The 15,914-nt window shown below is 54.8% G+C and carries 16 protein-coding genes; 8 read left to right on the top strand and 8 right to left on the bottom strand.

Translation table 11 applies throughout. From position 1 onward, the window contains the following. A complete protein-coding gene (locus tag EYC98_RS02435; RefSeq protein WP_279243715.1) occupies positions 1 to 969 on the bottom strand; it encodes an AAA family ATPase in 969 nt (322 codons plus the stop codon). 135 nt (positions 970 to 1,104) lie between these two features. Next, entirely contained in the window at positions 1,105 to 1,485 is a 381-nt protein-coding gene (locus tag EYC98_RS02430; RefSeq protein ID WP_279243714.1) for a carboxymuconolactone decarboxylase family protein, read from the bottom strand. A 252-nt stretch (positions 1,486 to 1,737) separates the two neighbouring features. On the opposite strand from EYC98_RS02430, the gene EYC98_RS02425 reads away from it, so the two are divergent. Beyond that, positions 1,738 to 2,586, top strand: coding sequence for a putative RNA methyltransferase (locus tag EYC98_RS02425; RefSeq protein ID WP_279243713.1), 849 nt, complete (start codon positions 1,738 to 1,740; stop codon positions 2,584 to 2,586). Here EYC98_RS02425 and EYC98_RS02420 read toward each other — a convergent pair. From EYC98_RS02420 to EYC98_RS02410, 3 genes are all read right to left on the bottom strand, one after another. After that, the gene (locus EYC98_RS02420; protein WP_279243712.1) at positions 2,583 to 4,244 is read right to left on the bottom strand and encodes a mechanosensitive ion channel family protein; all 1,662 of its coding nucleotides are present in this window, start codon (positions 4,242 to 4,244) and stop codon (positions 2,583 to 2,585) included. The genes EYC98_RS02425 and EYC98_RS02420 overlap by 4 nt on opposite strands. A 92-nt stretch (positions 4,245 to 4,336) precedes the next feature. Beyond that, a complete protein-coding gene (nagA, locus tag EYC98_RS02415) occupies positions 4,337 to 5,470 on the bottom strand; it encodes an N-acetylglucosamine-6-phosphate deacetylase (RefSeq protein WP_279243711.1) in 1,134 nt (377 codons plus the stop codon). Between the two features lie 61 nt (positions 5,471 to 5,531). Next, a complete protein-coding gene (locus EYC98_RS02410) occupies positions 5,532 to 6,077 on the bottom strand; it encodes an HD domain-containing protein (protein ID WP_279243710.1) in 546 nt (181 codons plus the stop codon). A 214-nt stretch (positions 6,078 to 6,291) separates the two neighbouring features. On the opposite strand from EYC98_RS02410, the gene EYC98_RS02405 reads away from it, so the two are divergent. The 4 genes from EYC98_RS02405 (at position 6,292) to EYC98_RS02390 (ending at position 10,845) form a co-directional block, all read left to right on the top strand. Next, positions 6,292 to 8,298 carry a DUF3604 domain-containing protein gene (locus EYC98_RS02405; RefSeq protein ID WP_279243709.1) on the top strand — a complete coding sequence of 669 codons (2,007 nt, stop codon included), beginning with the start codon at positions 6,292 to 6,294 and terminating at the stop codon, positions 8,296 to 8,298. Positions 8,299 to 8,353: 55 nt separating this feature from the next. After that, positions 8,354 to 9,361: an LLM class flavin-dependent oxidoreductase gene (locus EYC98_RS02400; protein ID WP_279243708.1), complete on the top strand. Its 1,008-nt coding sequence runs from the start codon at positions 8,354 to 8,356 to the stop codon at positions 9,359 to 9,361. A gap of 157 nt (positions 9,362 to 9,518) precedes the next feature. Further along, positions 9,519 to 10,274 carry a 3-keto-disaccharide hydrolase gene (locus tag EYC98_RS02395; protein WP_279243707.1) on the top strand — a complete coding sequence of 252 codons (756 nt, stop codon included), beginning with the start codon at positions 9,519 to 9,521 and terminating at the stop codon, positions 10,272 to 10,274. 115 nt (positions 10,275 to 10,389) lie between these two features. After that, complete coding sequence (locus EYC98_RS02390) at positions 10,390 to 10,845, top strand: ABA4-like family protein (protein ID WP_279243706.1); 456 nt, start codon at positions 10,390 to 10,392, stop codon at positions 10,843 to 10,845. A gap of 13 nt (positions 10,846 to 10,858) precedes the next feature. Here the strand turns inward: EYC98_RS02390 and EYC98_RS02385 are convergent, their stop codons facing one another. Continuing rightward, entirely contained in the window at positions 10,859 to 11,269 is a 411-nt protein-coding gene (locus EYC98_RS02385; protein WP_279243705.1) for a DUF1330 domain-containing protein, read from the bottom strand. Positions 11,270 to 11,439: 170 nt separating this feature from the next. Here EYC98_RS02385 and EYC98_RS02380 point away from each other — a divergent pair, with 170 nt between their 5' ends. Then, positions 11,440 to 12,126 (top strand): SDR family oxidoreductase, encoded by a 687-nt coding sequence (locus EYC98_RS02380; RefSeq protein ID WP_279243704.1) that lies wholly within the window; start codon positions 11,440 to 11,442, stop codon positions 12,124 to 12,126. Between the two features lie 16 nt (positions 12,127 to 12,142). Here EYC98_RS02380 and EYC98_RS02375 read toward each other — a convergent pair whose 3' ends face one another. Further along, complete coding sequence (locus tag EYC98_RS02375; protein WP_279243703.1) at positions 12,143 to 12,334, bottom strand: hypothetical protein; 192 nt, start codon at positions 12,332 to 12,334, stop codon at positions 12,143 to 12,145. 376 nt (positions 12,335 to 12,710) lie between these two features. On the opposite strand from EYC98_RS02375, the gene EYC98_RS02370 reads away from it, so the two are divergent. Further along, positions 12,711 to 13,853, top strand: coding sequence for a serine hydrolase domain-containing protein (locus tag EYC98_RS02370; protein ID WP_279243702.1), 1,143 nt, complete (start codon positions 12,711 to 12,713; stop codon positions 13,851 to 13,853). Positions 13,854 to 13,895: 42 nt separating this feature from the next. After that, the gene (locus EYC98_RS02365) at positions 13,896 to 14,885 is read left to right on the top strand and encodes an NADPH:quinone oxidoreductase family protein (protein WP_279243701.1); all 990 of its coding nucleotides are present in this window, start codon (positions 13,896 to 13,898) and stop codon (positions 14,883 to 14,885) included. A 21-nt stretch (positions 14,886 to 14,906) separates the two neighbouring features. Here EYC98_RS02365 and EYC98_RS02360 read toward each other — a convergent pair whose 3' ends face one another. Beyond that, the gene (locus EYC98_RS02360) at positions 14,907 to 15,725 is read right to left on the bottom strand and encodes an ion transporter (RefSeq protein WP_279243700.1); all 819 of its coding nucleotides are present in this window, start codon (positions 15,723 to 15,725) and stop codon (positions 14,907 to 14,909) included. Positions 15,726 to 15,914 lie beyond the last annotated feature (189 nt).

The raw sequence follows: 15,914 nt of genomic DNA, 5'->3' as shown, positions 1-15,914 counted from the left end.
TTAGCTGACTGCCACCTGCTCCATCACAGCATCCAGTGCCTGATCGCTGGTAATGCCTTCGGCCAAAGCGTCGTAGCTGAGAATCAGTCGATGCCTGAGTATCGGGTGCATGACGCTGCGCACATCATCGGGGTCGACAAAGTCTTTACCCGCCAGCCAGGCCTCGGCACGTGCCGCGCGGTGCATGCCGATACTGGCGCGCGGGCTGCAACCTACCTGGATCCAGCGTTGTAAATCCTCCGAGTAGCGCTGTGGCTCGCGGGTCGCAATGACCAAGTCAACCAGATATTGCTCTACCGCTTCGCTGATGTGAATGTTGCGCACTTGCTCTCTGGCCTCAAAAATATGTTGCTGCGAGATACTTGCCGGTACAGCCTCCTGAGCTTGTTCCTCGCCATGCACCAACCGCACAATGCCGAGCTCTCCGCTGGTGTCAGGGTAATCAATATTGACTTTCATCAGAAAGCGATCCATCTGTGCCTCTGGCAGCGGGTAGGTGCCTTCCTGTTCAATCGGATTCTGGGTGGCCAGCACCATAAATAGCTCAGGCAGCGGATAGGTCTTGCCGGCCACCGTCACCTGACGTTCTTCCATGGCTTCCAGCAGTGCCGACTGGACCTTGGCGGGCGCGCGGTTGATCTCGTCGGCCAGTAGCAAATTATTGAAAATGGGACCCTCTTGAAAGGTCAGCGTTTGTTTGCCAGCTACCTCTTGATAGACCTCGGTACCGGTGACATCAGACGGCAGTAAGTCGGGGGTGAACTGCACCCGGCCCAAATCGGCCTGCAGCACTCGCCCCAGGGTTTTAATCGAGCGGGTTTTGGCTGTGCCGGGAAGGCCTTCGAGCATGACATTGCCATTGCAGAGTAGGGCGATAGTGAGAGCCCTCGCTACTGCATCCTGACCGATGACCGACTTTTGCATTTCCGTCATCAGTTGCTCGATGGCGGCATGGGTAGCGCTGGACATAGAACTTTCTCCTTCAGCCCGGGGTATTGCCGGGTATCGTCCATTCTAGTGCACCATAGTGCCGCTGGCACCTATTGCGCCGAGTGTTTTCAGGCTTGATAACGCGGCGCTAGGACATGGCCGTCACGCGCTGCATCAGCTCTCAGCCTTTTCGCCTTCGACCTGGGCTATCGCCTGCTCTAATGGCCCCAGCATGCTAGCCGCTCGAGGATAACCGGCGTACTGCGCAATCATTAGCAACAGTTCACGCAGTTCTTCGGCATTGAGTTCACCATTTTTCAGCGCTGCTTTGGCTTGAATGCCAAAGGTCATGGTTTCACCCTTTTCTGCGATGATACCCAGTAATAGCAGACGGCGGTCGCGCACAGACAGTACATCGCGCGACCATACTTCAGCGAATAGCTGCTCCAACATGATATCGGTAAAGGCGTACCCCTCATCGGGTGTTACGACATCGCCGGCGTACACTTTATTGATCATCTCCAAGCCGCGGGCGCGGCGCTCCGAATCTGCCATTTTGGTTCCTTCCTAACGTGTGGACTGGCAGCAGAGTATAGCGCGAGCTTGTTGCTGTGGCAGTGCCTGGGCAACATAGCGCGCTGTTTGCCGCCGCTGTTCAATAATCTGCACTGATTCAGGCGTGAGCAGGAAGCGAGCAAGCCAGCGTTCTGGGCTACACTGCACACAATTGCGGAGTAATCTTTTGTTGAATTGTCCAAGCTGTATTGATGTCGGGTTGATCGGCGCCGTCACCCCGGTGTCAGCCTTTTGAGCTTTCAGGCGCATGAGGCGCTTTGTTGTCCGCTAGATGGGCTCACTCTGGATTTACAGTCTGGCGTGCTGGCATGCCCTCAGGGGCACAGCTTTGACGTGGCGCGTCAGGGTTATGTGAACTTGTTGCTGGCGCAGGAAAAGCGTTCTCGTGATCCCGGTGACAGCAAGGCTATGATCACAGCCAGGCGCAATTTTCTTAACGCCGGCTATTACGCGCAGTTGGCGGCGGAACTGGCGCGGGTAGCCGCAGCAGCTGGATCAGGACTGTCGACAGTGGTCGATGCCGGATGTGGTGAGGGCTATTACGATGCTCATCTGCTGGAGGCAGTGCCAGACCTTGCCGACAACTTTGTCGGTTTTGATATCTCCAAGTGGGCTGTGCAAGCCGCAGCCCCGCGTGTGCCTGCCACGTGGTTAGTGGCCAGTAATCGCCAGATTCCGCTGCGCGATGCCAGTGCCGATATGCTACTTAGCCTGTTCGGGTTTCCTGAGCTGGCGGAGTTTGGTCGGGTCCTTAAATCTGGTGGACTATTATTAATAGCCGAAGCCGGGACCGAGCATTTGCTCGAGCTACGGCGTTTAATCTACCCGCAACTGACTGCAAAAGCCGATGATGCCAAGGATAGTTATGCGGCGGCTGGTTTTCAGTTGCAGCAGGAATCCCGGGTTACTTACACCACTGCAGAACTTCCACAGGAGCGGATTGCTGAACTGTTGTTGATGACGCCGCACCTGTATCGGGCCAGCGCCGAAGGCAAGGCCCGGGTTGCGGCGCTGCAAAGGCTGGTGGTGACTATTGACGTGCGGTTTCGTCTCTACAGCAGCGCGCCTTTTGCGGTCTAGTTGGGTTCGGGTTCCGCTTGCTGCATGACTTTCTCTACTGGGTCCTTATCGTCGTCGCCAGCATGAGTCAGATGTAAAAGCTGCCCTGGTCCAGAGAAGCGGATATTACTGGTGGCCACCAGGCCTATGATTGCCAGGTTGAGCTGTTCAGCGACTTTCAGAAACTCTTGGTAGTCTTGCGTCGCAATGCCGGCATCAACGCGGATGTGAACGGTATTGTCGATGATCTCGTCCAGTCGAATACTGATGGTGTCGGCTCTTACGCTTTCTGTGTTATGAAAGGTATCTCGCAGTTGCTCCAATAATCGGTTTAATGTGTCAATGTCGGCTATTTCCAGACGCAGGTAGCGGAAATATCGAATACGATCGCGCTCGGAGAAATTCTCCACCTCATCGGCAGCGAACACCGCGTTGGGAATGCTGACCAATGTGCGATTGAGGGTGCGTATCATGGTCGAACGCAGGCCGATCTCTTCTACCGTGCCGACGGTAGTTCCGAAGCGGCAGAAGTCACCGGGTTTGATGGGTCGGGCGCTGTAGATAGTGATCGCGCCGATGATGTTTTCAAGTGTTTTCTGGGCCGCGAGTGCTACCGCGAGGCTACCTACACCAAGACCTGCCAGCACTGTGGACATATCGTAGCCGGCATTTTTTGCCCAGATCAGGCCGATGATAATGACAACGACAATTTTTGTTACCGTCGATAGAGGCTTGAGCAGTGCAACATAGTGCTCGTTGCCGGCGTCTGTTAGCCGTCTGGTCTGATAACCCTTGGTCAGGTTGATCAAGCCCATCAGTAGTACCATGATGCCGATGTAAATCAGCCCGCTGGACTGCAATACCACCATGGAGTAGCGCGACAATCCGAGCTCCGCTACGCCAAGTCTTAGTATCATGAAGAAAGAGAAAATTCGAAACTGCAGTCGCAGAAAGCGGCTGATGGCGTCCATAAATGGGCCTGAGCGCCGCACCAGAAGTTTTTCCAGGCCCAGGCTTAAAAGGGTGGCGCCCAGCCAGCCAAAAACGAACATCGCCAGGATTATTGCAACCTGCCAGTTCTCCAGCGCCATGATACGAAAGCTCGGTAAAATATCCGCCAGATACTGCGTGCCCGCGCTGTAGCCCAGTTCCTCCCACATCTCGGGGATATTGGCCACGGTTGCGTTGGATATCTTCCACACGCGACCACCTTTCCCGTCGGGTACCCTTTGCATGTAGACCGGTACGGCTCCGTCACTGGTTTCGATAGTGCCAATCTGGTCGCGATAATCGGGCAGCCCGTCTCCCCGATGCCCTTCAACGTTATCGCTGATGGTGTTGATATCGAGAATTTCCTGGCGACCCCAGACATAACGTAATTGCAGCAACAGGTCGCGGGTGTCCAGCTCGGCTACCTCCGGCGGCAGATAGCGCATATCAAGAAAAGTCCCGGCAACAGCAAAGTCCTCTTCGTCCAGCGCCTTCTTCAGAAACACCAGTGAGGACAGCGGCGTCGACATATCGAGCTTGTCGCCCTTTTGCTGAATTACGATGTCGCTGCTTTCTTCGTTCTCGAGTATGTTTCTTATGTTGGCATCTTTTTGCGGCGTTGCCTGCGCCATAACTACTGCCGGCGACAGCACTAGGAACATTAAGAGGCATTTGCGCAGGGTTTTCATTGGCGTTGTATCCTGGATTTTTTAATTGTCTTTATAACACTACTGAGGCCATGCACCAATGGTGGATGGGTAGCAGTCGGCGTTCTTCTGGTTTAGGTGCGGCGCTTGCCGGCCAGCCACGTAGAGCATACGTCTAAGCCGTCAGTAAGATGGAGCATGTCGGCGCGACAGTTGGCTGCCAGTCTGCCGAGGTGGTCGTCACAGCGTAGAAACTGAGCGGGGTATAATGAAGCCATGCGCAGACACTCGACCAGGTCCAGTCCTACGGTTTGGTAGCAATAGCTAACGGCATCCAGTAACGTGATATTGCTGCCGGCGAGTACGCCGTCGGAGGTTTGCAGTCTTCCGTTGTGCAACTCAATTTCTGCACCGTACAGGGGGAAACTTGTGAGTGCGCTGGCCGCGCTGGTCATGGCATCGCTGACCAGAAACAATTTTCCCGGCGCCATGGCGCGCCACGCGGTAAGGATTGCAGCGGGGTGCACATGATGGCCATCGGCGATAATGCCGGCCCATGTGGTGTCGCTACTCAATGCCGCCCCGACCATGCCAGGCTTGCGCGCAGTTAGCGGGCTCATGGCATTAAACAAATGTGTGAAACCGCGCAAGCCGGCGGCAATGGCCGCTTCTGCTTGTTCGAAGGTGGCTTCGCTATGCCCGCCGCAGACCATAACACCGGCCGCGCTCAGCTGGCTGATCTGTTGCGGCGTTGCGGTTTCAGGTGCCAGCGTAAGGACTGTGCGCAAATTCCGCGCCTGCTTGCAGAGCGCTTCAACATCGTCATTTTCCAGTGGCCGCAGGCGATCGGCAGCGTGCGCGCCGCGACGACTGGTTGCGAAGTGTGGTCCCTCCAGATGAATACCGAGAACCCCAGGATTGTCGCAACTATTTACGGCTGCAATGGCCGACTCGGTAACCGAACGGGTGTCGCTCAGTAGGGTAGGCAGCAAACTGGTGGTACCGCGTTCAAGATGCGCATTACAAATCTGTGCCACACAGCCTGCGTCCGGGCTGTTGTTGAGCAGGGCGCCGCCACCACCGTTGACCTGCAAATCGATCAGCCCGGGCACCAGCATCCCCTGCTCAAGATTGATCAGGTTAGCGTGCGTGGGTAAATCCTTGAGCGGGGCTACCGAGTCGATGCGTGGGCCGTCGACTATTACTGCATGGTCGACTAACCACTCATGTCCACTGAATATGAGGGGTGCGGTATAGGCTTCAGGCATGGCTGATCCTGTTTGAGCTCTGCTGAGATTGGCGCGAGCAGAGCATCAATCGCAATTTCGTTCAGCCGACGGCGCGTGCAGGCATGGCGAAGATAGTGTTCAGCAAAGGCTCAAAGGACTCCAGACTATCCACCTCGAAATCGGGGTCAAACGCTGGTGCATCCCAACGATCTACCAACTTCTCGGCCAGCGGGTACCAACTCTCTTGAACGTGATCATCGCGCATCGTCGGACTGGCACCGGCGAACTCATAGTAGTACTTGCCCTGGAAGTGCTGGTGGTTGTAGATCGCGTGGTAGGCATCATCGGAAACATAAGGACGCATGAGCTCCGCGCCTATCGCACCGTGATTGGGAATATTGACCGCCTTGCCAATATCGTGGAGCAGGGCGATGGCCACCTCCTCATCGGTAGCGCCGTCGCGTCTGGCGAGGGTGCCGGTCATCAGGCTGTGCTGCAACTGGTCGCAGGCGAAACCAAGCGTGACCTGCTCCAGACTTTTCAACATATCCATAAGGTGCTGGGGGGTTTTACGAAAATATTCGGTGTGGGCACGGCCAATGTGCTTCCAGTCTTCTGCAGTGCCATTACGCATATCGGTAAACATGACAACATCTCCTAATTAAAACAGGCTCATAGTGTAGCCGATATGCAGCGGTCGATCGAACTGGCGGCTGGGGCACTGGGCGAGTGCGGGCCACGCTAGCCATCCGGTTGGCCTCGATTGTTATGGCCTGTCGGTTATTGGACGGCTATGCTCTGCTCTATCGGGGAATCGCGCAGTCACCGCCATCGCGTGTAGGCTGCCACAGGAGCCTACTGTGAAAATTACCAACCAACTGCAGACTAGCGCTGCCATCTTGCTACTGCTATTACCTATCGCGGGCGAGGCCTTTGAGCGCACTGAGCAAAGGGAGCCCTGTGCCGACTATCAAGAAACCCGGCAACCGTTGTTTGGGGACTTACACGTTCACACCAGTTATTCCTTTGATAGTTACCTGTCCAGTCAGCGCCGCGACCCCTGGGACGCCTACGATTATGCCCGCGGCGGCACCATTGTATTGCCCGACGCCAATGGCGAGCAAAGTGTCAGCGCCCGCATCGGTCGACCGCTGGATTTTGCCGCGGTAACCGATCATGCAGAATTTTTTGGCCAGGTTAATGTGTGCACCCTCGATAGCAGCAAGCTGGGTTACTGGTGGCCACATTGCGCCATGACGCGCGCCAATAATATATGGCTACAGTTATTGGCCGCTAACTGGTGGACGCACCTGGGTGGCCAGTTGGAAGCGCTCCCGGCTGAATCCTTTGCCTGCACATTATCTGATTGTGCGGAAGCGGATACTGAAACCTGGGACAAAGTCCAGCAAGCTGCAGAAGAGCATTATGATCGCAGCGCCAACTGTGAGTTCACTACCTTTGTAGCCTACGAATATACTGAGGCTTTTGATCAGAACAATATGCATCGCAATGTCATCTTCCGTAATGACAAGGTTGCTGAGCAGCCGGTGACCGTATACGACACTGGGCTTGAGAGTTTTCCCAGTCTTTGGCGGCAGTTACGCGAGCGATGCACTGAGCTCGATAATGGCTGTGACGTAATGGCGATACCGCATAACCCCAACCTGGCGGGTGGCATGATGTTCCGCGACCCACAAACCCCGACCGAGCTCACCGACCGTTTGTTTTTCGAGCCGGTGGTGGAATTGGTGCAACACAAGGGAGCGTCGGAGTGCCGCTACGATCGTTTGCGAGGCATGGGACTGGGTACAGTAGATGAGCAGTGCGACTTTGAGCAGATTGCGGCGGATAATTTGAACATGCTTGGCTCTGTCCATGGTGAGGTACGTACTGACAGGGCCGCATCGGTAGAGCTGGAATCTTTTGCACGGCGCAATATGGTGCGCAACGTACTGAAGGACGGCCTGGCTCTGGCCGACACGCTGGGCACCAATCCTTTCGTGATGGGTTTTATCGGTAGTACCGATACTCACAGTGCCGCGCCTGGCAGTGCCGAGGAAGACAATTATGTGGGTCATCTAGGGCGGCGTGATTCCGAGTACAACAACGTACAGGACCATTTCTTTGCCAACCCCGGCGGCCACGCCGTGGTCTGGGCGCAGGAGAATTCTCGTGACAGCATCTTTGATGCTTTGCGACGTAAGGAGACCTACGCCACCAGTGGTACGCGGCCAGTGCTACGTTTCTTTGCTGGCGACTATGCGCCAGACCTGTGCGAGCAGACCGATATGATTGACACCGCCTATGATCAGGGCGTTCCCATGGGCGGCGAAGTGACTTTATCTGCTACCGGTTCTGCGCCGCGCTTCCTGGTTAGTGCGCGCAAAGATGCTGGTACGCTGACTTCAACCGGCACGGATTTACAGCGAGTGCAAATTATTAAGGGCTGGGTGGATGCGGATGGTGTCACCCACGAGCGCGTCTATGATATTGATGGTGTTGCCGATAACGGCTCAGGCGTTGATTCGAACACCTGTGCTCGGGTCGGTAGTGGCATACAGCAATCTTGTCAGGTATGGCAGGACCCGACCTTCGAGTCCACGGAAAGCGCGTTTTACTATGTGCGATTACTGGAAAATCCAAGCTGTCGCTGGAGCACATTGCAATGTCAGGCCGCGGGTGTGAACCCGTTTGCCAATAGCTGTGAGACACAGGCGGCTGAGGCCACTTTACTGGCGCAAGAGAATGGTGCCAGCGGCGACGTTTACGGGAAGTGCTGTATCGATCCTGCGCAGCAAGCGTTTTATGCTCCGGTAATTCAGGAGCGGGCCTGGTCCTCACCCATTTGGTATCGAGCGCCCGAGTGACTCGGGGGTTAGCTTTAGTTACAGGGAACGATAGTTACGGGAAACGATAGTTATTATGGAATTTGTTATCAGCTTTGATTTTCGAGCACCTGCATTCGGTGCGCCGGCAGGTGAATTGTATGCGGCAGCACTGGACATGTTCAGCTGGGCCGATGAATTGGGTTTCAATTGCGTCAGCCTGGGCGAGCACCATGCCAGCGCCGATGGCTACCTGCCTTCGCCAATTGCTGTGGCCGGAGCGATAGCGGCACGAACAAGTTCAGTTACCATCCGTCCCAACGTATTGTTAGCGCCGCTATACGAGCCGGTAAAATTGGCGGAGGACCTTGCCGTGCTGCAGTTGTTAAGCGGCAATCGTATGCAGGTGGTTATTGGCGCCGGTTATCGACCCTACGAATTTCAGATGTTTGGTACCCGCCGCGAGGATCGTAAGCAGGGGTATCTTGATGCCTTCAGCGTGTTACGTCAGGCCTGGAGTGGCGAGGAATTTGAGCATCAGGGCCGCAGAGTCACAGTGACTCCCATACCCGAGGTGACGCCACCGCTGTTGTTGGGCGGCGCGCATCCGGCAGTTGCCAAGCGAGCTGCAGATATTGCCGACGGATTTTTTCCACCCAATGGCGAGAACTGGGATGTCTACCGAGCCGAGCGTTTGCGCCTGGGCAAGTCCGACCCAGGTGAAAAGTTCCATCGGCTCGGACCTATATATACTTATGTCACACATGATGTAGAAGCGGCGTGGGCGACGATTGCGCCGCATGTCGTGCATTGTGTCGAGTCCTACGCGGAGTGGACGATAGAGGCTTACGGTAAAGCGGCGGGTCCTTTCGCTGGCGGTGTTGATGTCGATGATCTTCGGCGCAGCGGCGCCTATCAGGTATTAACTCCGGAGCAGGCGGTGGCGTTGATTGAATCAATGGACGATTGCTCAACCTTCATTCTTACGCCACTGCTCGGTGGCCTGGACCCTGAGTTTGCCTGGCGCGGCCTGCAGCTATTTGCCGACGAGGTGTGGCCCAAGGTGCGACATCGTGCCGCGCCTCTGCCTATTCCCGGTGTTTGATGCCGCGCGATAGCGAGCGCTTGCTGGCTGTCTATTAATGCCTTATGCAAGGCGCCACTTAGCGAGATTTAAGGGTATGGTGAGTGTGGCACTGCATTACGGCACTATCTGCTTGTAGAGCAATATGTTTTTTGGTCAGCCTGGAGAATAAAAAGCGATGGGGCGAATCACGTTAGGCTTGAAAGGAACACTTTTACTGGGCTGTCTTAACGGTCTTATGGGTTGTGGTGATGATCCCATAATAGAAGCGCAAGAGTGTATCAATGGGCTCACAGCACAGGAGGCTGATGCCGGCTGGGAACTGCTTTTCGATGGCAGTAGCCTGGAGCATTGGCGCAGCTATCAACAGGCGACTCTGGATCCTGGCTGGGCTATAGAAAATGGCTGTTTGGCGCGTGTTGGTGGTGGTGGCGATATTATTTCGCGGCGTCAGTTTGGAGATTTTGAGTTGAAGCTGGAGTGGCGTATTGCCGATTCCGGAAACAGCGGTATCTTTATCCGGGGTGATGAACTGGGCGATAGCATTCATCACAGCGGGTATGAGATGCAGATTCTGGACAACGCCGGGCACTGGGATGCGCGTAACCCCACACATCGCGCGGGTGCGTACTACGATATGATCGCTCCCGATCACGATACTACGGTGGCGGCGGGCAGTTGGAATCAGGTGCATATCGTCGCCAACGGGGCCGATGTTGAGTTCCGTTTGAACGGACGCGTCACCGCTAGTTTTACGCAGGGCAGTCCACAGTGGCAGGCGTTATACGCGGAGAGCAAATTTACTGATCGCCCTCGCTACGGCACACTAATGCGCGGTCACATTGGGTTCCAGGATCATTGGGACAAGGTGTGGTTGCGCAATATCCGCATTCTGGAACTGAAGCCGATAAAGTCGTCGGCACAGGGCCGCTGATTTGCACTGACTCTGTGCCGTTTGAGTCTGCGCGGATGACCTTGTGGATAAATCCCGCGTGCGCCATGCTGGTGGGCATAAGATAACAGCTGCGTCGCAGCATGGAGATTTGCCCATGAGTCCGGATACCCTCTTTGCAATTGCCAACTATGCCGTGCTGCCGGCTTGGCTATTACTGCTAGTACTTCCCCATCATCGAGTTACTGCAGTGCTAGTGCATGCGGTATGGATACCCGCGCTGTTGGCGGTGCCGTATATGTGGGCACTGTTCTTTGGTCCTCCCGGTCCCGAGGGCGCCGGATTCGGCTCACTACAGGGCGTGATGCTGTTGTTTCAGAGCCCTATGGCAGTGCTTGGTGGATGGATCCACTATTTGGCCTTCGATCTTTTTGTGGGTGCCTGGCAGGTGCGTGACTCACGCCGTCTGGGGATCAACCACTGGTTGGTTGTGCCGTGTCTGCTGGCGACGTTGATGGTGGGTCCGGTGGGACTATTGTTGTATGCGATTCTGCGCCTGGTCACTCGCCAATGTTGGAGTCTGGATGAATCCGCTAGCGTTGCTGCCAGCTAGGCCTCAATCAGCGTTAGAATTCTTGATGGGCTATCAGGCGCGAGTCAACTAAGGCTGCACTGCGGTAGAAGGCCACTTTCTGATAGGCGTCTGAGCTGATCATTTCAACAAAAGCGCGGGCAGATGGATAACGCACTAGCACTACAAGTTCCCAATTTTTGTCGCTGGGTCCTATCAGCATAGCTGCCTGGCGCCCTTGCCATATAACGGCTCCGCCAGCCTTTTCAATGAGCGGGCTTACACCCTCGCTATAGTGCATAAAGGCTTCCATGCCGCTACAGGGTTCAGCATTATCCGTAGCTTTGAAATTGGCTTGCTGGGCAAAGCGGAGTAGATTCAGCATTACTACTGGTTTGTCGGCAGGGTAATCGTGCAACATGGCCTTGATGGTGGCCAGCTCATTGTCGATAAAGGTAGCGGTCATGATGGGGCTCGCGACTGGGGGTGATGCGGGAGACTAGCTTACGTCAGATACCACGTCCAGACGTCTGTGCTGTGTATTACAGCAGCGAATGTGGACGCCGCATCTTTTGTTCGCTGCGCAATAACTGTGCCGGCTAATACTGGAGGTACTGACTTTAATGGAGAATTTGAATGGATAGGATAGGGGATAGTCTGGCGGGCAAGCGGGTGTTGATCACTCAGTCTGAGGAATTTATGGGGCCCGCACTGTGTAAGGGGTTTGCCGCTTATGGTGCTGAGGTTATCGCCGCGCCAGAGACTTTGGCAGAGCCCGGTGCAGCCGAAGCGCTAGTAGAGCGCAGCGGTCGGGTTGACGTGCTAATTGCCAACCTGGCAATTCCGGCACCGCGGACTGCTATTGTGGACGTGACTGAAGAAGAGTGGAGACACGCTTTTTCGCATTTAGTAGATCCCTTGCCGCGCTTATTCCGTGCACTATTGCCGCAGATGCTGGACCGGGGAGAGGGGAAAATAGTGGTGATGGGCAGTGCCTCCGCCCTGCGAGGTATGCCGAAGGTAACTACTTATAGCGCTGCGCGCGGGGCTCAAATCGCCTACGTCAGAGCGGCCGGTGCCGAGGTAGCAGCGGAGAATATCCAGATCAACCTGATTGCCCAGAATTTTGTCGATAACCCGACTTACTTTCCACCCGAAGTACAGGAGCTAGACGCGTTTCAACGTCGTCTTCGCAATGAGGTTCCATTGGGGCGTCTTGCTACCCCTGAGGAAGACGCTCAGTTCGCCGTGTTCCTGGCCTCCAGCGAAGTGAATTTTTTCGTCGGCCAGAGCTTTGCTTTCAGTGGCGGTTGGGTCACCTGAAAATCGTTGCCGAGATTTAACCCAGCAGATTACTGGTGCTGCTGTCGTCCCAGACACTTCCTTTGGGCATAGCAGCGACTGTCACCGAGTGGTTGTCGACGACTTCTATGTTGCCACCGCTACGCAGAAACTCTTCTACCTGACTGGCGATTTCAGCGCTGATACGTTGCTTCAGTGCTGGATTTTCTTTGTTGTCTGTATTGCTCATCGTAATAATCCCTGTTTGGCTTTTATTGGTTGGCTACGCCGCTGCCTGCTGTAGTGCAGGATTGGCATTCCCGGGCAGTCATCGCTGCTTGGTTCCGATTTCACTCCCGAGCCTTGATGCGGTCAACCCGCTTTAGTCTCAAGTGTGATACAGGTACCGATTCTGTGGCCGGTGATTTAGCGTAATGTGGACTCAAACTCACGAAAGCTCCCATTCTTGGCCGTTTGCCTGAATGCCCCGCAGCATTCCCCATGTGCACACGGATCACCGGCTTGCCGCGTATCCTGTAGCTACATAGCGCGCGTTGCCGGCTTCATGGTGTAAACTCTGTGGCAATTTCCTGCCTTCATGGCAGGGATGAACCCGGAGTTTATTGATGAAAATTGGACGTATTCTGGTCGGCTTGATTGCTGTGGTCATAGTGGCTTTGGGGTTGCTACAGGTGACTGACAATCAGTACCTGGTGACCGCGTTACAGCGGACTTATCTGGCAGGCAATGAGACTGCCAATATCAATGATCATGAGGTTTTCGCAACTCGCGTAATCAAGGGGGGTAACGTGCAGCCTTGGCCTCAGGCTGCTGGCGGTCTGCGACCGTTGCCAGAAGAGCTGCTCACATTTCTAAGCGACAATGATGCGATTGCGTTTCTGGCGTTGCATCGCGGTGAAGTGGTGGCTGAACAATACTTACAGGGCTATACAGCCGAAAGCAGGACCAATTCTTTTTCCATGGCCAAGACAGTGCTGACCCTGCTGCTGGGTATAGCTATTGAGGAAGGCCGCGTTGAGGGGCTGGAGCAACCGCTGCTGGATTGGTTGCCAGAATTTTCAGAGGATCCTAATGCCCGGCTGGCAAGCCTCGGTTCCTTGTCGGCTATGACTTCAGGCTACGAGTGGGACGAACGCTATTACAGCGCGCTGAGCCCGACCGTAAAGCTGGTTTACGGTGATGATGTGACCGACTTTGTGCTCGACGGGGAATTCAGTAAAACCCCGGAGAGCTATTTCTATTACTCCAGTGCTTCAACCCAATTATTGGCAACGACTCTGGCCAGAGCCCTGCAACAATCCGATCCCGAAGCAACCCTCAGTGGCTACCTGAGTGAAAAACTATGGCAGCCTCTGGGTATGGATGCAGATGGGCTTTGGCATCTGGACAACTCGGGTATGGAGCTGGCGTTTTGTTGTATCAATACTAGCGCGCGGAATTTCGCCCGCTTTGGCCAGCTGATGCTGCAAGATGGTGTCTGGGAGGGTCAGCAGTTGGTGCCCACTGCGTTTGTTGAAGCAATGCGTAGTGTGCGCGGCGCACCTGACTACGGGCTTTCGACTTGGCTAAATACGGAGAACGAGCCAGCTTTTTATTCTCTGCGTGGCCATCTTGGCCAGTACGTTGTGGTAGTGCCGGAATACGATCTGGTGATTGTCAGATTGGGCGAGTCTCGGGCCGTAGAGCGCGAAACTATGGAGGAAGTACTGCCCTTTTATATTGAACAGGTGTTGTCAGTACTTCACTAGGTGGTTTGATTTTTTGAATAGTAAAACAGGAGCACCACAGACATGCGTAGTTGGCGAGTAAAGAATTTTGGAGAGCCGCGAGAAGTGGTTGAGTTGGACGAAAATTTTGCCGATTTTGAGGCCGGCCCTGGCCAAGTGAAGCTGGAGGTAGAAGCTGCTGGCCTGGGCTTACCCGATGTCTTCATGTGCCAGAATAACTATCCGCTGGTGCCGCCTCTGCCGTTTACGCCGTCACAGGAAGCCTGCGGTAAAGTGGTTGCAGTGGGTGATGGCGTTGATCCAGCGCTGCTGGGTCAGCGAGTAATGGGCCCAACGTTATTTCAACAGCAATATGGCGGTCTGGCTGAATACTGCCTGATGGCTGAGGCCATGGCGCTGCCGGTGCCCGATGGTATGACTGGTGTAGAAGCAGCGGGTTTTTTCATCCCCTACCTCACTGCGTGGATTGGACTGGTGCAGCGCGCCCGTCTCAGTGCCGACGATACTGTGCTGGTGCTGGGTGCATCAGGCAGTTCCGGTTCTGCCGCTGTGCAGCTGGCGCGTGCCAAGGGAGCCAAGGTGATTGCTGTCGCCGGCGGTGAGCGTAAGGCTGCTTTCTGTCAGAGCCTGGGTGCCGATGCAGTTATTGATCACCGTAAGGAAAACATTACCGAGGCAGCGCTGGCACTGACCGATGGACAGGGAGCCAGTGTGGTGTTCGATCCAGTCGGTGGCAAGGCGGGCCGAGCCGGGTTCAAGGCAACCGCCTTCGAGGGCCGCTTTGTGATTATCGGCTATGCCTCTGGCGAGTGGCCGCTTATAAGCCTGCCCGAAACCCTGCCCCGCAATATCTCATTGGTGGGCGCGATGCCGGTGGGCTATTCGCCCGAATTTATGTTGGCTGCACATGAGGATCTCATTTCCCATTGGGCGGGGGGAGATCTCAAAAGTGGCATGCAGCAGGTGTTTTCCTTTGCCGACGGGCGCAAGGCCATTGAGCATATTGCGGCCGGTAAAGTAGAGGGAAAAGTGGTAGTAGACCTTACTGCATAAGCTGCGTTTTCCCCGGCTGGCCTACTCCTGATTGCTCCGCTTGGCTTCGGCGAGCGCGAGCATGCTTTGTATATCATTAAGCTGCGTGTGGATCTCGTTGAGGCTGACTTTGGTTAAGCCCTGCTCTTCCAGCATGACGCGGTCGTTTTCCTCATTTAGCACATTGACCACAATGCCGATCACCATGTTGAGGAAGGCGAAGGCGGACAGGAAGATAAAGGATAGGTAATAGCTCCAGCTGAGTGGGTATAGCACCATGGTTTCGTACATGACATCGGTCCAGTCCTCGAATGTCATGACGCGAAACAGCGTGAGCATGGCGCGGGCTATATCGCCCCACAGTGCCGGATTGATCTCTGCAAATAGCATGCTGCCGATGGCGCCATAGATATAGAAGATGATGAACATCAGCACCAGCACATAGCCCAACTGGGGCAGTGCCTTAATCAGCGCGTTCATCAATATGCGCATTTCCGGGATAATAGAAATCAGCCGCAGCACCCGAAAAATTCTGATCAGTCTGCCTACCAAGGCCATGTCACTGTCTTCAATCGGCACCAGACTGGCGACCACAATAAGCGTGTCAAATATATTCCAGCCTTGCTTGAAAAAGTCCAGTTTGCGCTTTTCACCGAGAAATCTGACGCTTATTTCGGTGAGGAAGATCAGGGTAATGATCCAGTCGAGAACGTAAATAACAGTGCGCCAGTTACCCGAAATATTGTAGGTCTTTGCGCCTACCAGCAGCGCGGAGGCGATAATAACGACGATAACAAAGGCTTCGAAGGCGCGATTACTGCGCACTGACCAAAAAAAGTTCTGTAGCCCTTTGGTTTCCATCTGATCCTCTGTTTGTGAATGGCCCATTATGGGCGGCGCGCGATTATAGCACCGCTATTTTGGGTGCAGAACCGGTACTATCGGTCGCATCTTTTGATCAATTAAAGCGATCAATAATTCCTATTTAATTCATTTTACCGATTTAATAAATGTCTATAGTATGCCGCCTGAAACCTACAGTAACCAAGG

This window comes from Candidatus Litorirhabdus singularis (assembly GCF_026262625.1).
GTDB classification, from domain to species: Bacteria; Pseudomonadota; Gammaproteobacteria; order Pseudomonadales; family Halieaceae; genus Litorirhabdus; species Litorirhabdus singularis.
The sequence above is the reverse complement of the archived record's forward strand: the minus strand, read 5'-3'. Positions and strand labels throughout refer to the sequence as shown.